Raw genomic sequence first — 16,253 nt, forward strand, 5'->3', positions numbered from 1 at the left:
CATCAGCTCCCCGGGGTGGTGCCGGGAGCGCCGGTGCCCGGAAGGCCGGCGGCACGGGCCAGTTCGAGGTCGAGGGCCTCGCGGCGGATGCGCTGATCGATGTAGAGCAGGACGGCGACGCCGGCCGTGATCGGGAAGGTGATCATCGAGCCGATCACCGAGCCGATCCCGCTGACGACGAGGAACGTCCAGCCGAGGTCCCCGGTGCCCTCCAGGAAGCCGCCGACGCCGTCGCCGCCGAGGGTCGCGGCGAGAAAGGCGAAGGGGATGACGATGATCGACGCGACGACGTTCGCGATGATCGTGGCGAGCAGCTGGATGCCGAAGACCCGCCACCAGGAGCCGCGCACCAGCTTCACGGAGCGGCCCATCGCCTTCTTGATGCCCTGCTTCTCCAGCATCAGCGCGGGGGACGCCAGCGAGAAGCGGACCATGAGCCACACCGCGACGACACCGGCCGCCAGGAAGCCCAGGACGGTAAGGGCCACGCCCGCGTCGCCGCCTCCCGCGGCTGTGACGAGGAGACCGGGTGCCATGCCGACCATGACGATGCCGAAGACGATGAGCAGCAGCAGCACGATCAGGCCGAACAGCTTCAACACCTGGGGGCGGGCATCCCGCCAGGCCTCACCGGTGGTCACCGGCCTGCCGAGTACCGCGCGGCTGGTGACGGTGGTCAGCAGGGCGGTGGCCAGGACGGTGCCGATCAGGGAGATCAGGAAGATGACACCCGAGTTGATCGTGGTGTCGGTCAGGGCGTCGCCGAGTTCGCTCAGGGTGGCGTCGGGGTCGTTGAGGGCCTCGGTGCTGGTGTTGTCCAGGACGAGGCCCTGGAGCAGTACGACGATGATCTCCGTGAAGACCGCGACGGTCAGCGAGATGCCGAGGACCGTGCGCCAGTAGGTGCGCATGGTGGAGACCGCGCCGTCGAGGATCTCGCCGACGCCGAGCGGGCGGAGCGGGATCACGCCGGGCTTGGCCGCGGGCGGGGGGCCGCCCCAGCCGCCTCCCCAGCCGCCGTGCCCGCCAGGCGGGCCGTAGCCGCCGTAGCCTCCGCCCTGGCCGCCGGGGCCTCCGTAGGGGCCCGGGCCGCCGTAGCCGCCGCCGGGGTGGCCGGGGGGCGGCGGGGCACCCCAGCCCTGCTGCGGCGGCGGGGGAGGCGGTGCCTGGCCGGGGCCGGTGGGCGCGGGCCACTGGCCGGGTGGCGGCTGCTCCTTGGACCACTTCGTGCCGGGGCTCGTCGGTTCCGCGCCCGGCTGGTCCGCGCCCGGCTGGTCCGCGCCCGGCTGGTCCGCGGGGGGCGCGGGCTGGTCGGGGCCGTTGGGGCGGTCGGCGGGCTCGGCGGGGCCGGACGCGCCGGGCTCCCGCCCGTCGGACGGGGCGGATCCGGGCGAGGCCCAGCCCGGAGTGTCGTTCATCGTCGCTCCTTCACGGTGCCCGTCCGCGGTCGCGGCGGCAGGTTGGCAGCCATCGTGCCATGGCGTGGTCGGGTGCGGACCGGGCGCGGTATGGCCTGCGCACCTTCAATTGTCCGCCCGGTAGGGGGCAGACTGACCGCATGGCTGATCAGGACGCGCGAAGCGGCGAGGACAAGCGGCCGACCGAGATCCCGGCACTGCGCTGGGAGGAACCACCCGAGGGCCCGGTGCTGGTCCTGCTGGACCAGACCAGGCTGCCGGCCGAGGAGGTCGAACTGGTCTGCACGGACGCGTCCGCGCTCGTGGAGGCGATCCGCTCGCTCGCCGTGCGCGGGGCGCCGCTGCTCGGCATCGCGGGCGCCTACGGCGTCGCGCTCGCCGCCGTCCGCGGCTTCGAGGTGGAGGAGGCCGCGGCCGCGCTGGCGGGGGCCCGCCCCACCGCGGTGAACCTCGCCGTCGGTGTGCGCCGGGCCCAGGCGGCTCACCAGGAGGCGCTCGCCAGGACCGGCGACACCCGCCAGGCCGCCGCGGCCGCGCTGGCCGCGGCGCGGACGCTGCACCGGCAGGACGCCGAGGCCAGCGCCCGGATGGCCGCGCACGGGCTGGCGCTGCTGGACGAGCTGCTGCCCGCCGGCGGGCACCGGGTCCTGACGCACTGCAACAGCGGGGCGCTGGTGTCGGGCGGTGAGGGGACGGCCTTCGCGGTGGCGCTCGCGGCGCACCGGTCGGGTCGGCTGCGGCGCCTCTGGGTGGACGAAACGCGTCCGTTGCTGCAAGGTGCTCGCCTGACGGCATACGAGGCGGCCCGCAACGACATGGCGTACACCTTGCTCACCGACAACGCGGCCGGTTCGCTGTTCGCGGCGGGTGAGGTGGACGCGGTACTCGTCGGCGCGGACCGCATCGCGGCCGACGGTTCGGTGGCGAACAAGGTGGGGAGCTATCCGCTCGCCGTGCTCGCGAGGTACCACCATGTGCCGTTCATCGTGGTGGCACCGGTCACGACGGTGGATCCGGACACGCCGGACGGGGCGTCCATCGAGGTGGAACAGCGTCCCGGATACGAAGTGACCGAGGTCACAGCACCACAGGTGCCGGTGACCGGAGCGGGAGGCGGGATTCCGGTGGCACCCCTGGGGACTCAGGCGTACAACCCGGCGTTCGACGTGACTCCGCCCGAGCTGGTGACGGCGATCGTCACCGAGGAGGGCGTGGTTTCGCCCGTGACGGCGGAGGCTCTCGCTGAGCTGTGTGCCAGGTCACGCCAGGTAACGATTAGCTAATGGGATGATGTCGTTTATGAAGGGACGAGTCCTTGTCGTCGACGACGACACCGCACTGGCCGAGATGCTCGGCATTGTGCTGCGTGGTGAGGGTTTTGAGCCATCTTTCGTAGCCGACGGCGACAAGGCGCTGGCCGCCTTCCGGGAGACCAAGCCGGACCTGGTGCTGCTCGACCTCATGCTGCCCGGTCGGGACGGCATCGAGGTGTGCCGCCTGATCAGGGCGGAGTCGGGTGTGCCGATCGTGATGCTGACGGCGAAGAGTGACACCGTCGACGTCGTGGTGGGTCTGGAGTCGGGCGCCGACGACTACATCGTGAAGCCGTTCAAGCCGAAGGAGCTGGTGGCCCGTATCAGGGCGCGTCTGAGGAGGTCCGAGGAACCGGCGCCGGAGCAGCTCGCCATAGGCGACCTGGTCATCGACGTGGCCGGTCACTCCGTGAAGCGGGAGGGTCAGTCGATCGCGCTGACGCCGCTGGAGTTCGACCTGCTGGTGGCGCTGGCCCGCAAGCCGTGGCAGGTGTTCACGCGTGAGGTGCTCCTCGAGCAGGTCTGGGGTTACCGGCACGCGGCCGACACCCGGTTGGTCAACGTGCATGTACAGCGGCTGCGCTCCAAGGTCGAGAAGGACCCGGAGAAGCCGGAGATCGTGGTGACCGTCCGTGGCGTCGGTTACAAGGCGGGACCGAGCTGACATGAGCAGGGACAGTGCCGCTTCGGCGCCCGGCCGGTCCGGGGCCCGCGCCGGACGGCCTGTCGGCCCCCCGCCCGCCGGCTCCCGCTGGAGCCGTCTGCTGGAGGGCGGGCTGCTGCGCGGCGGGGTGCAGGGCAGCCCGGTGCTCCGTCTGTTCATGCGCTGGGTGCGCCGTCCGCTGCTGCCCGTCATGCGGCTGTGGCGGCGCAACATCCAGCTCAAGGTCGTCGTCACCACGCTGCTGATGTCGCTGGGCGTGGTGCTGCTGCTCGGCTTCGTGGTGATCGGGCAGGTCCGCAACGGGCTGCTGGACGCCAAGGTGAAGGCCTCCCAGAGCCAGGCCACCGGTGGGTTCGCGGTGGCCAAGCAGAAGGCCGAGGAGTCGGCCAGCGTGACCGGTGACGAGGGCGTGCCCGTCGACGGCCGTCCTCCGCAGAACGTCATCCAGTGGATGAGTGAACTGGTCAAGTCGCTCTCCAGCGGCGGCCAGGGCGCTTTCGACGTGGTCACGCTCCCCATGGGCGGGGACAGCGGCAGCGGGCGCGGCCCGCGCGCCTCGGGCTTCGTCAACTGGTCGGCCAGCGTGCCCGAGGACCTGCGGGAGCGGATCGACGGCAGTACGGCGGCGGCGCAGAGCTACACCCGGGTCGTCTACGACTCCGGCCAGGCCTCGCAGCCCGGTCTGGTCATCGGCAAGCAGGTCAACGACCCGAACGGTGAGCCGTACCAGCTGTACTACCTCTTCCCGCTCACGCAGGAGGAGGAGTCGCTCGGCCTGGTCAGAGGCACGCTGGCGACGGCCGGACTGTTCGTCGTCGTACTCCTCGGGGCCATCGCCTGGCTCGTGGTGCGCCAGGTCGTCACGCCGGTACGGATGGCGGCGAGCATCGCCGAGCGGCTGTCCGCCGGGCGGTTGCAGGAACGGATGAAGGTCACCGGCGAGGACGACATCGCGCGGCTCGGCGAGGCCTTCAACAAGATGGCGCAGAACCTGCAGTTGAAGATCAGCCAGCTGGAGGACCTGTCGCGGATGCAGCGGCGGTTCGTCTCCGACGTGTCGCACGAGCTGCGGACGCCGCTGACGACCGTGCGCATGGCCGCCGACGTCATCCACGACGCGCGCGTGGACTTCGATCCGGTGACCGCGCGGTCGGCCGAGTTGCTCGCCGATCAGCTGGATCGGTTCGAGACGCTGCTCGCGGACCTGCTGGAGATCAGCCGATTCGACGCCGGCGCGGCGGCGCTGGAGGCGGAGCCGATAGATCTCAGGGAGGTCGTACGGCGGGTCGTGGGCGGGGCCGAACCGCTCGCCGAGCGCAAGGGCACGCGGATACGCGTCGCCGGCGATCAGCAGCCCGTCGTCGCCGAGGCGGACGCGCGGCGCGTGGAGCGGGTGCTGCGCAACCTCGTCGTCAACGCCGTCGAGCACGGCGAGGGCAATGACGTCGTCGTCAAGCTCGCCGCGGCCGGCGGCGCGGTCGCCGTCGCGGTGCGCGACTACGGCGTGGGCCTCAAGCCGGGCGAGGCGACCCGGGTCTTCAGCCGCTTCTGGCGGGCCGACCCGGCACGCGCGCGTACCACCGGCGGTACGGGACTGGGGCTGTCCATCGCCCTGGAGGACGCGCGGCTGCACGGAGGCTGGCTGCAGGCCTGGGGCGAGCCGGGCGGCGGATCGCAGTTCCGGCTGACGCTGCCCAGGACGGCGGACGAGCCGCTGCGGGGCTCACCGATACCGCTGGAGCCGACGGACTCGCGGCGCAACCGCGGGCTGGGCGAGGCCGGCCTCAATGACGCCGGTGCGCCGCACGGCAACGGAAGGACGGCCACCGTTCCGGCGCAGGCGCCGCTCGGGCAGGTGCCCCCAGGGCCCGCCCGGGGCCCGATCCCGTCGCGGTCGGCCACGGTGGCCCCCACGGCCGATCCGACGGCACTGCCCGGCAACGGCGCGCGCGTGGTGCCGCGGCCCGTGTCGGGCGCCCGGAGACAGGACGGCGGGCCCGCGCCGGAGGCGGCGAGCCGCCCGGACGCCGGACCGGGGCAGCCGGAGGACTCGAGCAGGCAAGGGGAGGCATCTCGTGGGCGCTGACCGCGAGGGGAGCGGTCGGCGGGGGCCGGCACGCGTGGTGGCGTACGCCGTCTGTGGCGTCGTACTGCTGGCGGGGTGTGCGTCGATGCCCGACAGCGGGGACCTGCGGGGCGTGGAGTCCACGCCGCGGCAGGACCCGCAGGTGCGGGTGTTCGCGATGCCGCCGCGCGAGGACGACTCGCCCACGGAGATCGTGCAGGGCTTCCTGGAGGCGCTGACCAGCAACGAGCCGGAGTACGAGACCGCGCGCAAGTACCTGACGGGCGAGGCCGCGAAGACCTGGCGGCCGGAGCGGTCCACCACGGTGCTCACGGGCGGGCCGGGAACCGAGTCCGACCACTCGGGCAGCCGCGAGGACGCCGACGACTACTCGGTCACGCTGACCGGCACCAGGGTCGCCACGGTGGACGGGCAGCAGTCGTACTCGCCGTCGGAAGGCCAGTACCGCGAACCGGTCCACCTCAGCCGGGACGGCAAGAGCGGGCAGTGGCGCATCGACGCGCTGCCGCAGGGCGTCATCATGGGCAAGTCGGACTTCCAGCGCACCTATATGTCCGTCAACAAGTACTACTTCGCCTCGAACACCGCTCCCGCCACGCAGGCCGGCACGAGCTCGCAGCCGGCGGCCGTCGCCGATCCGGTGTACGTGCGCCGGCTCGTGGACCCCATGACCCAGGTGGTGCGTTCCCTGATCAGCGGGCCGACGAGCCTGCTCGGGCCCGTGGTCAGGTCGAGCTTCCCGACCGGTACGGCGCTGGCGAAGACCGTCGACTCGCTGACGCCCGACGACCGCAACAAGCTGACGGTGCGGCTGAACGAGCGGGCGGCCGGCGTCGGCGACGACAAGTGCGACGAGATGGCGGCCCAGCTCCTCTTCACGCTGCAGAACCTCACTCCGGTGGTGGACGAGGTCGAGCTGCGGTCGGGCGATGAGCGACTGTGCTCCCTCACCGAGGACCGGGCCGAGACGGTCGCGACGCGCGGTTCGGCCCAGCGGCCCGACTACCTGTACTTCATCGACGACGAGGAACGCCTGGTGCGTATCGCCGCCGGCAGCAGCGGGACCCGGCCGGAACCGGTCCCCGGTGCGCTGGGCGAGGGCGTGGCGGCCCTGCGGTCGGTGGCGGTGTCGCGGGACGAGCGCAGCGCGGCCGGCATCCGTCTCGACAACAAGTCGCTGTACGTCGGCTCGCTGGTGTCGGGCGGTTCGCTCGGTGACCCCGTGCTGGTCAGCAAGGGCAAGACGGAGGAGAACCGGCTGACGCCGCCCAGCTGGGACGCGCAGGGCGACCTGTGGATCGCCGACCGTGACCCGGCCGATCCCCGCCTGCTGCTGCTCGAGGATGGCAAGGGCGAGCCGCTGGAGGTGCGGACGCCGGGGCTGGACGGGCGGATCCAGGCCGTGCGGGTGGCGGCCGACGGCGTGCGGATCGCGCTCATCGTGGAGAAGGACGGCGAGCGGTCCCTGCTCATCGGACGGATCGAACGGGACGTGAAGGCCGGCGAACCGTCCTCGGTCACCGTCCTCGAACTGCGCTCCGCGACGCCGGAGCTGGAGGAGGTCACGGCCATGTCGTGGGCCGGGGACAGCCGGCTCGTGGTGGTCGGGCGCGAGCGCGGGGGCGTCCAGCAGATCGGATACGTCCAGGTCGACGGCTCCACGCCGGAGGCCTCGGTGCCCGCCGCGCTGACCGGCGTGAAGGAGATCGCCGCGACCGAGGACGAGCGGTTGCCGCTGGTGGCGTATTCGGAGGACGTGATCGTGCGGCTGCCGTCGGGGCTGCAGTGGCAGAAGGTGACGGAGGGGACGGCGCCGGTCTATCCGGGGTGAGGCTTCCGACATCGCCGCCGTGGGCGTTCACTCGTGTGGGGGACGGGTGGCGAGCAGGGCTCGGAGTTTTCCACAAGGAGCTCTCCAGCGTTTTCCACAGGCCTGTTCGGGCCCCGCGGGCCTTGGCACAGTGGTGGCCATGCGGGGATTGCGGGAATGGTGGCGGGACCTGACCGACCTGGTGCTGCCGGCCGAGTGCGGAGGCTGCGGCAGGGGCCGCACGGTGTTGTGCCCCCGGTGCCGTACGGCGCTGAGCGGCGCCGCACCGTGCCGGGTGCGGCCGGTGCCGGAACCGCCGGGGCTGCCGGTGGTGCACGCGGCCGCCCGGTACGCGGACGAGGTACGGGCCGTCCTGCTGGCACACAAGGAGCGCGGCGTGCTGGCCCTCACGGCACCGCTCGGCGTGGCGCTGGCAGGGGCGGTACGGGCCGGGCTCCGGGAGGCACGGAGGGGGCCCGGTGACGCGGGGGCCGTACGCGCGCGGGGGCCGGTGCTGCTCGTGCCCGTGCCGTCCGCGCCCCGGGCGGTGCGCACACGCGGGCACGACCCGGCGCGGCGGATCGCCCTCGCGGCCGCGGGGGAGCTGCGGCGGACCGGGACGTCCGCCCGGGTGCTGGCCGTGCTGCGGCAACGGCACGCCGTGGCCGACCAGTCCGAGCTCGGCGCCCGGCAGCGGCTGCGCAATCTCGCCGGCGCGCTGGCGGTGGTTCCCGGCGGTGGCCGGCTGCTGTGCGGGGGCGGGCCGCTCGTCCTCGTCGACGACCTCATGACGACGGGGGCATCCCTCACGGAGGCGGCGCGTGCCCTGCGCGCGGCGCGGGCCGGGGCGAAATCCGCTGTGTATCCGTCGTCGGCAGGGGAAGGCAGAGAGGAACGGAAGGCCGGGCCCCGAATGGCGGGTCCGAACGAAGGCGGTGGCGTGATCCGTGAAGCGATCTGCGCGGCAGTGGTCGCGGCTTCACCAGATTCTTTCGAAATAAACCGGAACTGACTAGGAACTTGCTTCGTTGCAGGTAATGAGAGGCTCAATTCACCGGAACGGAGGTACGTCGCGGTAGAGGGTGACGACATCCGTCCGGGCGAGATATGTTCGGTTGTGAGGCAAAGCCGCAGGCCACACCTCCCAGATCCGAATGCCGTACTGCGGGTTTCACCGTCATCACCCGCACCGGTGGAGTGGAGATCTCGCCCGCGGGGGAGGAGGTGGAAGTCACCGAGTCCGAGGTTCCGGGATAGACCGGAACCTGGTGCAAAAGGGAGATGCTCCGCCATCGAAGCGGAGCGATCCGGGAACGGAGTTCTGCGTGGACATCGTCGTCAAGGGCCGCAAGACCGAGGTGCCCGAGCGGTTCCGGAAGCACGTGGCCGAGAAGCTGAAGCTGGAGAAGATCCAGAAGCTCGATGGCAAGGTGATCAGCCTCGACGTCGAGGTGTCCAAGGAGCCGAACCCCCGGCAGGCCGACCGCTGTGACCGAGTGGAGATCACGCTCCGCTCCCGCGGTCCGGTGATCCGGGCGGAGGCAGCGGCGAGCGACCCGTACGCGGCGCTCGACCTGGCGGCGGAGAAGCTCGGTGCCCGGCTGCGCAAGCAGCACGACAAGCGCTTCTCGCGCCGCGGTGCGCGCCGGATCTCGGCGGCCGAGGTCGCCGACCACGTCCCCGGCGCGGCGACGCTCAACGGGAACGGCGACGTCGTCCCGCAGGAGAAGCAGGACGGCGTACCCACCAAGAAGATCGGCTCGCTGGAGGTCCAGGGCGACGGTCCGCTCGTCGTCCGCGAGAAGACCCACGTGGCCGCGCCGATGACCCTCGACCAGGCGCTCTACGAGATGGAACTGGTCGGGCACGACTTCTACCTGTTCGTCGACTCCGAGACCAAGGAGCCCAGCGTCGTCTACCGGCGGCACGCCTACGACTACGGCGTGATCCACCTCACGACGGACACGATGGTCACCCAGGTGCACGCCAACGAGGCGGGTGACGCGCTCGGCGGCTGACCATGCCGGGTGACAGCGGAACCGGTGCCCCTGGAGCGCGAGTGCGCCCCCAGGGGCACCGTCGTGCGACGGTGCGCGAGGGTGTGCGACCCCTTCGTGGCCCGCTCGGCCACCCCCGCGTCGGCCGGGCATGGAATCATGGCGGCAACGGCCCAACCGGTGGGTCGTTGCTCTGGGTTGGCGATGGCTCAGGACGACGGGCCACAGCCTTCAGGGGGAGGAACGATGGCGGACAGTTTCGGACCGATGCGGGGCGCGGGCGTCGACGGGGGGATCGACGACGGAGTCGCCGGCATGGGCTCGGACGCGGGCTCCGCGCGCAAGGAGCCGATCAGGGTCCTGGTCGTGGACGACCACGCCCTGTTCCGCCGCGGACTGGAGATCGTGCTCGCGGCCGAGGAGGACATCCAGGTCGTCGGGGAGGCCGGTGACGGCGCCGAGGCCGTGGAGAAGGCCGCCGACCTGCTGCCGGACATCGTCCTGATGGACGTGCGGATGCCCAAGCGGGGCGGGATCGAGGCCTGCACCTCCATCAAGGAGGTGGCCCCCAGCGCGAAGATCATCATGCTGACGATCAGCGACGAGGAGGCCGACCTCTACGACGCGATCAAGGCGGGCGCGACCGGTTATCTCCTCAAGGAGATCTCGACGGACGAGGTGGCCACCGCGATTCGCGCCGTGGCCGACGGACAGTCGCAGATCAGTCCGTCCATGGCGTCGAAACTGCTCACCGAGTTCAAGTCGATGATCCAGCGGACCGACGAACGCCGGCTCGTTCCCGCGCCGCGGCTCACGGACCGTGAACTGGAAGTCCTCAAGCTGGTCGCCACGGGAATGAACAACCGGGACATCGCCAAGGAACTGTTCATTTCCGAGAACACCGTGAAGAACCACGTGCGCAACATCCTGGAGAAACTGCAGCTGCACTCCAGGATGGAGGCCGTGGTGTACGCGATGCGGGAGAAGATCCTCGAGATCCGCTGACGGCCGACGCCGACGGCCTTGCGCGGGTCAGGCGAGCAGGCGGGTCAGTTCCCTCGTGAGGGGCTCGCGCAGGTCCGGTGCGTCGACCCGTTCCACGCGTACGTCCGTGCAGCCCACCCAGCCCGCCGCCTCGACCAGGGCCTGAGCGACCGCCGGGGCCGCCTTGGGGCCGTCCAGCGTGACCTGCTTGGCGACCAGGGTGCGCCCCTCGCGCGCCGGGTCCACCCGGCCGACGAGCCGGCCGCCTGCCAGGACGGGCATCGCGAAGTAGCCGTGCACCCGCTTCTGCTTGGGCACGTAGGCCTCCAGGCGGTGGGTGAAGCCGAAGATCCGTTCCGTGCGCGCACGGTCCCAGATCAGGGAGTCGAAGGGCGAGAGCAGCGTCGTGCGGTGCCGGCCGCGCGGGGGCGTCTCCAGGGCCGCGGGGTCCGCCCAGGCCGGCTTGGACCAGCCCTCCACGGTGACCGGGACCAGGCCCGAGTCGGCGATCACGGCGTCGACCTGCTCACCCTTGAGACGGTGGTAGTCCGCGATGTCCGCGCGCGTGCCGACGCCCAGGGACTGGCCGGCCAGGCGGACCAGGCGGCGCAGGCACTCGGCGTCGTCCAGCTCGTCGTGCAGCAGCGCGGCCGGGACCGCGCGCTCGGCCAGGTCGTACACCCGCTTCCAACCGCGGCGCTCGACGCACACCACCTCGCCGTACATGAGCGCGCGCTCGACGGCGACCTTCGTGCCCGACCAGTCCCACCACTCGCTGGTCCTCTTCGCGCCGCCCAGGTCCGTCGCGGTGAGCGGGCCCTCGGTGCGGAGCTGCTTGACGACCTGGTCGTAGGTGCCGTCGGGGAGGGAGTGGTTCCAGTGCGGGCGGTTGCGGTAGGCGCGGCGGCGGAAGGCGAAGTGCGGCCACTCCTCGATGGGGAGGATGCAGGCGGCGTGGGACCAGTACTCGAAGGCGTGCGTCTCCTGCCAGTAGGCGTCTTCGACCGCTTTGCGGCCCAGTGCGCCGAGGCGGGCGTACGGGATGAGTTCGTGGGAGCGGGCGAGGACCGAGATGGTGTCGAGCTGCACCGCGCCCAGGTGACGGAGGACGCCGCGGACGCCTGCGCGGCGGTCGGGGGCGCCGAGGAAGCCCTGTGCGCGGAGGGTGAGGCGGCGGGCCTCTTGCGCGGACAGTTCCGTGGTGGGGGGCGGGAGGGTCGTCATACGTCCGCACGATAAGGGGTGGGTCTGACAGTGGGGGTGGCTTGCGGGGGGTGTGGGCGGGGGTGTGGGTGTGGGCGTGGTCGCGTGGGCCGGTTTGCAGGGCGCTCTGCGTCGGTGCCGGCCGGGGGTGGGTGTCGCGGCCCGGCGTTGCGGGGTGCCGCTGCGCCCACCCGTGCCGCCCCAGCGGCACGACTGCCCGCAGCTGGGAGAGCTATGGGGCCGGCAAGTACGGGGACGTTGAGGGGAGGGAGAGGTCTGAGGGGAGGAGGGAGCCGATCCAGGAGTCGCGGCGGACGCCCTTGTTGTTGATCGCGGAGCGCAACGTGCCCTCCATGGTGAAGCCCGCGCGCCGGGCCACCGCGCGGGAGGCCGTGTTGCCGACCTCGGCGCGCCACTCCAGGCGGTCGATCGCCCGGTCGGTGAAGGCCCAGCGGGAGACGGCGACGGCGGCCTCGGTGACGTAGCCCTGGCCGCGGTGTTCCTTGGCGCCCCAGAAACCGATCTCGCCGACGCCCAGGGAGATCATCGTGATGCCGAGCATCCCCACCAGGTCCCCGGTGGGGAGGAAGAGGCCGAAGGTGAACATCGAGGCGTTCGCCCAGCCGTCGGGGACCATCTGCTCAGTGAAGCCCCGCGCGTGCTCCTGGAGGTAGGGCGAGGGGATCGTGGTCCAGCGCTGGATGTCGGGATCCTGGCAGGCGGCGTACACGGAATCGGTGTCCCGGGGGCCGGCCGCGCGCAGGACGAGGCGGTCGGTGGTGAGCGTGAGGGGTTCCATCGGCCGATTCTGCGCGGCGGTCCGCGGCGGACGCCATCTTTTTGCCGTGCGTGAACAGACGGTCACTTTTCGCGTGATTCGTCGGCGGGCACGGCACCATCCGCGGGGCCCGGACGTTGAACTCGATGACAGCAGACCGGAAGCTGGATGAAGGAGCACACGGTCCCCGTTACAGCAGGCTCCCGGGGCGGCGGGGTCCTCGCATACGATGGCCGTTGCTCAGTCCGTCACAGGAAAACGACCGTCCCAGGCCCGACCGGCAAGGAGACCAACCCCCGTGTCCGTCCTCTCGAAGATCATGCGTGCAGGCGAAGGCAAGATCCTGCGCAAGCTGCACCGCATCGCGGACCAGGTCAACTCCATCGAAGAGGACTTCGTCGACCTCTCCGACGCCGAGCTGCGGGCCCTCACCGATGAGTACAAGCAGCGCTACGCCGATGGTGAGAGCCTGGACGACCTGCTTCCGGAAGCCTTCGCCACCGTCCGTGAGGCCGCCAAGCGCGTCCTGGGACAGCGGCACTACGACGTGCAGATGATGGGCGGCGCGGCCCTGCACATGGGGTACGTGGCCGAGATGAAGACCGGTGAGGGCAAGACCCTCGTCGGCACGCTGCCCGCCTATCTCAACGCCCTGTCCGGCGAAGGCGTGCACATCGTCACGGTCAACGACTACCTCGCCGAGCGCGACTCCGAGATGATGGGCCGCGTCCACAAGTTCCTCGGGCTGAACGTCGGCTGCATCCTCGCCAACCAGACGCCGGCCCAGCGCCGCGAGATGTACGGCTGCGACATCACCTACGGCACGAACAACGAGTTCGGCTTCGACTACCTGCGCGACAACATGGCGTGGTCCAAGGACGAACTCGTCCAGCGCGGTCACAACTTCGCCATCGTCGACGAGGTCGACTCCATCCTCGTCGACGAGGCCCGTACGCCGCTGATCATCTCCGGTCCGGCCGACCAGGCCACCAAGTGGTACGGCGACTTCGCCAAGCTGGTCACCCGCCTGAAGAAGGGTGAGGCGGGCAACACCCTCAAGGGCATCGAGGAGACCGGCGACTACGAGGTCGACGAGAAGAAGCGCACGGTCGCCATCCACGAGTCCGGCGTCGCCAAGGTCGAGGACTGGCTGGGCATCGACAACCTCTACGAGTCGGTGAACACCCCGCTCGTCGGTTACCTGAACAACGCCATCAAGGCCAAGGAACTCTTCAAGAACGACAAGGACTACGTCGTCATCGACGGCGAAGTCATGATCGTCGACGAGCACACCGGCCGTATCCTCGCCGGCCGCCGCTACAACGAGGGCATGCACCAGGCGATCGAGGCGAAGGAAGGGGTGGACATCAAGGACGAGAACCAGACGCTCGCCACGATCACCCTCCAGAACTTCTTCCGCCTCTACAAGCGCCACGACCACAACGGCAAGGAACTGCCCGGCCTGTCCGGCATGACCGGTACGGCGATGACCGAGGCCGCCGAGTTCCACCAGATCTACAAGCTCGGCGTGGTGCCCATCCCGACCAACCGGCCGATGGTCCGCAAGGACCAGTCGGACCTGATCTACCGCACCGAGGTCGCGAAGTTCGAGGCGGTCGTCGACGACATCGAGGAGAAGCACCGCAAGGGCCAGCCGATCCTCGTCGGCACCACCTCGGTCGAGAAGTCCGAGTACCTCTCGCAGCAGCTCAGCAAGCGCGGTGTCCAGCACGAGGTGCTGAACGCCAAGCAGCACGACCGGGAGGCGACGATCGTCGCCCAGGCGGGCCGCAAGGGTTCCGTGACCGTGGCCACGAACATGGCCGGCCGTGGTACGGACATCAAGCTCGGCGGCAACCCCGAGGACCTCGCCGAGGCGGAGCTGCGCCAGCGCGGCCTCGACCCCGAGGAGCACATCGAGGAGTGGGCCGCGGCCCTGCCCGCGGCGCTGGAGCGGGCCGAGCAGGCGGTCAAGGCGGAGTTCGAAGAGGTCAAGGACCTCGGCGGCCTCTACGTGCTGGGTACCGAGCGGCACGAGTCGCGGCGTATCGACAACCAGCTGCGCGGCCGTTCCGGCCGTCAGGGCGACCCCGGCGAGTCCCGTTTCTACCTCTCGCTGGGCGACGACCTGATGCGGCTGTTCAAGGCCCAGATGGTCGAGCGCGTGATGTCGATGGCGAACGTCCCGGACGACGTGCCGATCGAGAACAAGATGGTCACGCGCGCGATCGCGTCCGCCCAGTCGCAGGTGGAGACGCAGAACTTCGAGACCCGTAAGAACGTCCTGAAGTACGACGAGGTCCTCAACCGGCAGCGCGAGGTCATCTACGGCGAGCGGCGCCGCGTTCTGGAGGGCGAGGACCTGCAGGAGCAGATCCAGCACTTCATGAACGACACGATCGACGCGTACGTGCAGGCCGAGACCGCCGAGGGCTTCCCGGAGGACTGGGACCTCGACCGTCTGTGGGGCGCCTTCAAGCAGCTCTACCCGGTGAAGGTCACCGTGGAGGAGCTGGAGGACGCGGCCGGCGACCGGGCCGGGCTGACCGCCGACTACATCAGTGAGTCCATCAAGGACGACGTCCAGGAGCAGTACGAGGCGCGTGAGACGCAGCTCGGCTCCGAGATCATGCGCGAGCTGGAGCGCCGGGTCGTGCTCTCGGTCCTGGACCGCAAGTGGCGCGAGCACCTCTACGAGATGGACTACCTCCAGGAGGGCATCGGCCTGCGCGCCATGGCGCAGAAGGACCCGCTGGTCGAGTACCAGCGCGAGGGCTTCGACATGTTCCAGGCCATGATGGACGGCATCAAGGAGGAGTCCGTCGGCTACCTGTTCAACCTGGAGGTCCAGGTCGAGCAGCAGGTCGAGGAGGTCCCGGTCGAGGACGCGGGGCCGTCCCTGGCCAAGGGCAAGCAGGACGCCGTCCCGGCCCAGGCGGGCGCCCGTCCGGAGATCCGCGCCAAGGGGCTCGACGCCCCGCAGCGCCGGGGACTGCACTTCTCCGCCCCGACCGTGGACGGCGAGGGCGGTGTCGTCGAGGGCGACTTCACCACCGACGGCGAGCCCGCGCAGCCCCAGTCCGACGGACTCACGCGCGCGGAGCGCCGCAAGCAGGCCAAGGGCGGACGTCGCCGCAAGAAGTGACGGCGCGGTGCCTTCAGGCACCGGCGCCGTAGTGGTGGAAGGGCCGGGCACCTCTGGGTGCCCGGCCCTTCGGCCTGTCCCGGCGTGCGGCGCCGGCCGCCGTCGGTCTCAGTCGTCGTCGGTGTGCGGTCGGCGGGGGCCGCCCAGTTCCACCGCCGTGCAGCGCCAGCGCAGGTCGCGGCCCTGCTCCAGCCGGAAGGCCATGGCGCGCAGCTGGTCGCCCGCGCCGATCCTGGCGAAGACCTCCAGTGCTCCCGGCCGGGGCTCGAAGTAGCCGATGTCGCGGACGACGGGCGAGGTGCCGCGCGTGCGCAGGGGGCCGCGTTCGGCGAGGTGGGCCAGATCGTCGTAGGCGCGGCCGGCGGTGTGGCGGAGCATCGAATGGACGGGGCGCCGGCCGCTGAGCACGTTGAGGAGGAGCTCGGCGAAGCGGTCGGTGGGGCGGAGCTGCGGGACGGGACGGCGAGGGGTCTGGGCGGGGACGAGAGGCGCTGCCGGGGCCGGGGCGGCCGGGCGTACGGCCGGGACGGCGGCGGCCGTCACGAGGGCACCCGCCGCCGCGCGCGGGACCGTCCCGGTGGCCCCGCCCGGGCCGGCCGTGGGCGGCCGGGTGTCAGCCGGCCTCGTACGGGCCCGCGGAGACCTGCCCGGGGAGCCCGGCGGGCGGCCACCGGGCGCCCCGGCCCGCACGACACGTCCGCCGGGCCTGCGGGGCGGCACGCCGCCGGGTACACGGGACGGGGAGGTCCCGGGTACGCGGGCAGGGGCGCTCTCGGTTACGGGGGCAGGGGCGGCGGTCGGGGTGTACAGCGGTGCGGTGCCGGGCGGCTGGGGTGTGGGGTCGCTGTTGGGTCC

Annotated in this window: 12 protein-coding genes; 8 read left to right on the forward strand and 4 right to left on the reverse strand. The window is 71.4% G+C overall.

From position 1 onward, the window contains the following. Nucleotides 1-2 precede the first annotated feature (2 nt). Entirely contained in the window at nt 3-1,418 is a 1,416-nt protein-coding gene (locus tag RI578_RS24415) for a glycerophosphoryl diester phosphodiesterase membrane domain-containing protein (protein WP_310873068.1), read from the reverse strand. 140 nt (nt 1,419-1,558) lie between these two features. Here RI578_RS24415 and mtnA point away from each other — a divergent pair, with 140 nt between their 5' ends. The 7 genes from mtnA (at nt 1,559) to RI578_RS24450 (ending at nt 10,293) form a co-directional block, all read left to right on the forward strand. Then, nucleotides 1,559-2,701: an S-methyl-5-thioribose-1-phosphate isomerase gene (gene mtnA / locus RI578_RS24420; RefSeq protein WP_310873069.1), complete on the forward strand. Its 1,143-nt coding sequence runs from the start codon at nt 1,559-1,561 to the stop codon at nt 2,699-2,701. A gap of 4 nt (nt 2,702-2,705) precedes the next feature. Further along, nucleotides 2,706-3,395, forward strand: a complete 690-nt coding sequence (gene mtrA / locus RI578_RS24425) for a two-component system response regulator MtrA (protein WP_193776289.1) — start codon at nt 2,706-2,708, stop codon at nt 3,393-3,395. A 1-nt stretch (nt 3,396) separates the two neighbouring features. After that, a complete protein-coding gene (mtrB, locus tag RI578_RS24430; RefSeq protein WP_310873070.1) occupies nt 3,397-5,481 on the forward strand; it encodes an MtrAB system histidine kinase MtrB in 2,085 nt (694 codons plus the stop codon). After that, nucleotides 5,471-7,312: an LpqB family beta-propeller domain-containing protein gene (locus tag RI578_RS24435; protein WP_310873071.1), complete on the forward strand. Its 1,842-nt coding sequence runs from the start codon at nt 5,471-5,473 to the stop codon at nt 7,310-7,312. Before mtrB ends, RI578_RS24435 begins: the two co-directional genes overlap by 11 nt. 139 nt (nt 7,313-7,451) lie before the next feature. Continuing rightward, a complete protein-coding gene (locus RI578_RS24440; protein WP_310873072.1) occupies nt 7,452-8,303 on the forward strand; it encodes a ComF family protein in 852 nt (283 codons plus the stop codon). Between the two features lie 313 nt (nt 8,304-8,616). After that, nucleotides 8,617-9,309: a ribosome hibernation-promoting factor, HPF/YfiA family gene (hpf, locus tag RI578_RS24445; RefSeq protein ID WP_310873073.1), complete on the forward strand. Its 693-nt coding sequence runs from the start codon at nt 8,617-8,619 to the stop codon at nt 9,307-9,309. 225 nt (nt 9,310-9,534) lie between these two features. Then, entirely contained in the window at nt 9,535-10,293 is a 759-nt protein-coding gene (locus RI578_RS24450) for a response regulator transcription factor (protein WP_210960781.1), read from the forward strand. Nucleotides 10,294-10,320: 27 nt separating this feature from the next. Here RI578_RS24450 and RI578_RS24455 read toward each other — a convergent pair whose 3' ends face one another. Together RI578_RS24455 and RI578_RS24460 are read right to left on the reverse strand one after the other, a co-directional pair. Further along, nucleotides 10,321-11,496, reverse strand: coding sequence for a DNA glycosylase AlkZ-like family protein (locus RI578_RS24455; RefSeq protein WP_310873074.1), 1,176 nt, complete (start codon nt 11,494-11,496; stop codon nt 10,321-10,323). A gap of 211 nt (nt 11,497-11,707) precedes the next feature. Beyond that, nucleotides 11,708-12,274, reverse strand: a complete 567-nt coding sequence (locus tag RI578_RS24460) for a GNAT family N-acetyltransferase (RefSeq protein ID WP_310873075.1) — start codon at nt 12,272-12,274, stop codon at nt 11,708-11,710. A 277-nt stretch (nt 12,275-12,551) separates the two neighbouring features. Here RI578_RS24460 and secA point away from each other — a divergent pair, with 277 nt between their 5' ends. Next, on the forward strand, nt 12,552-15,398 hold the full coding sequence (secA, locus tag RI578_RS24465) for a preprotein translocase subunit SecA (protein WP_310873076.1): 2,847 nt from the start codon (nt 12,552-12,554) through the stop codon (nt 15,396-15,398). 108 nt (nt 15,399-15,506) lie between these two features. Here the strand turns inward: secA and RI578_RS24470 are convergent, their stop codons facing one another. Continuing rightward, nucleotides 15,507-16,118: an Rv3235 family protein gene (locus RI578_RS24470; protein WP_310875850.1), complete on the reverse strand. Its 612-nt coding sequence runs from the start codon at nt 16,116-16,118 to the stop codon at nt 15,507-15,509. Between the last annotated feature and the right edge of the window lie 135 nt (nt 16,119-16,253).

This window comes from Streptomyces sp. BB1-1-1 (genome assembly GCF_031597775.1).
In the GTDB taxonomy this organism is placed as follows: Bacteria; Actinomycetota; Actinomycetes; order Streptomycetales; family Streptomycetaceae; genus Streptomyces; species Streptomyces thinghirensis.

Coding starts and splice junctions, on each gene's coding strand:
- RI578_RS24415 (WP_310873068.1), bottom strand. CDS start 1,418: ATGAACGACACTCCGGGCTGGGCCTCGCCCGGATCCGCCCCGTCCGAC.
- mtnA (WP_310873069.1), top strand. CDS start 1,559: ATGGCTGATCAGGACGCGCGAAGCGGCGAGGACAAGCGGCCGACCGAG.
- mtrA (WP_193776289.1), top strand. CDS start 2,706: ATGATGTCGTTTATGAAGGGACGAGTCCTTGTCGTCGACGACGACACC.
- mtrB (WP_310873070.1), top strand. CDS start 3,397: ATGAGCAGGGACAGTGCCGCTTCGGCGCCCGGCCGGTCCGGGGCCCGC.
- RI578_RS24440 (WP_310873072.1), top strand. CDS start 7,452: ATGCGGGGATTGCGGGAATGGTGGCGGGACCTGACCGACCTGGTGCTG.
- RI578_RS24450 (WP_210960781.1), top strand. CDS start 9,535: ATGGCGGACAGTTTCGGACCGATGCGGGGCGCGGGCGTCGACGGGGGG.
- RI578_RS24455 (WP_310873074.1), bottom strand. CDS start 11,496: ATGACGACCCTCCCGCCCCCCACCACGGAACTGTCCGCGCAAGAGGCC.
- RI578_RS24460 (WP_310873075.1), bottom strand. CDS start 12,274: ATGGAACCCCTCACGCTCACCACCGACCGCCTCGTCCTGCGCGCGGCC.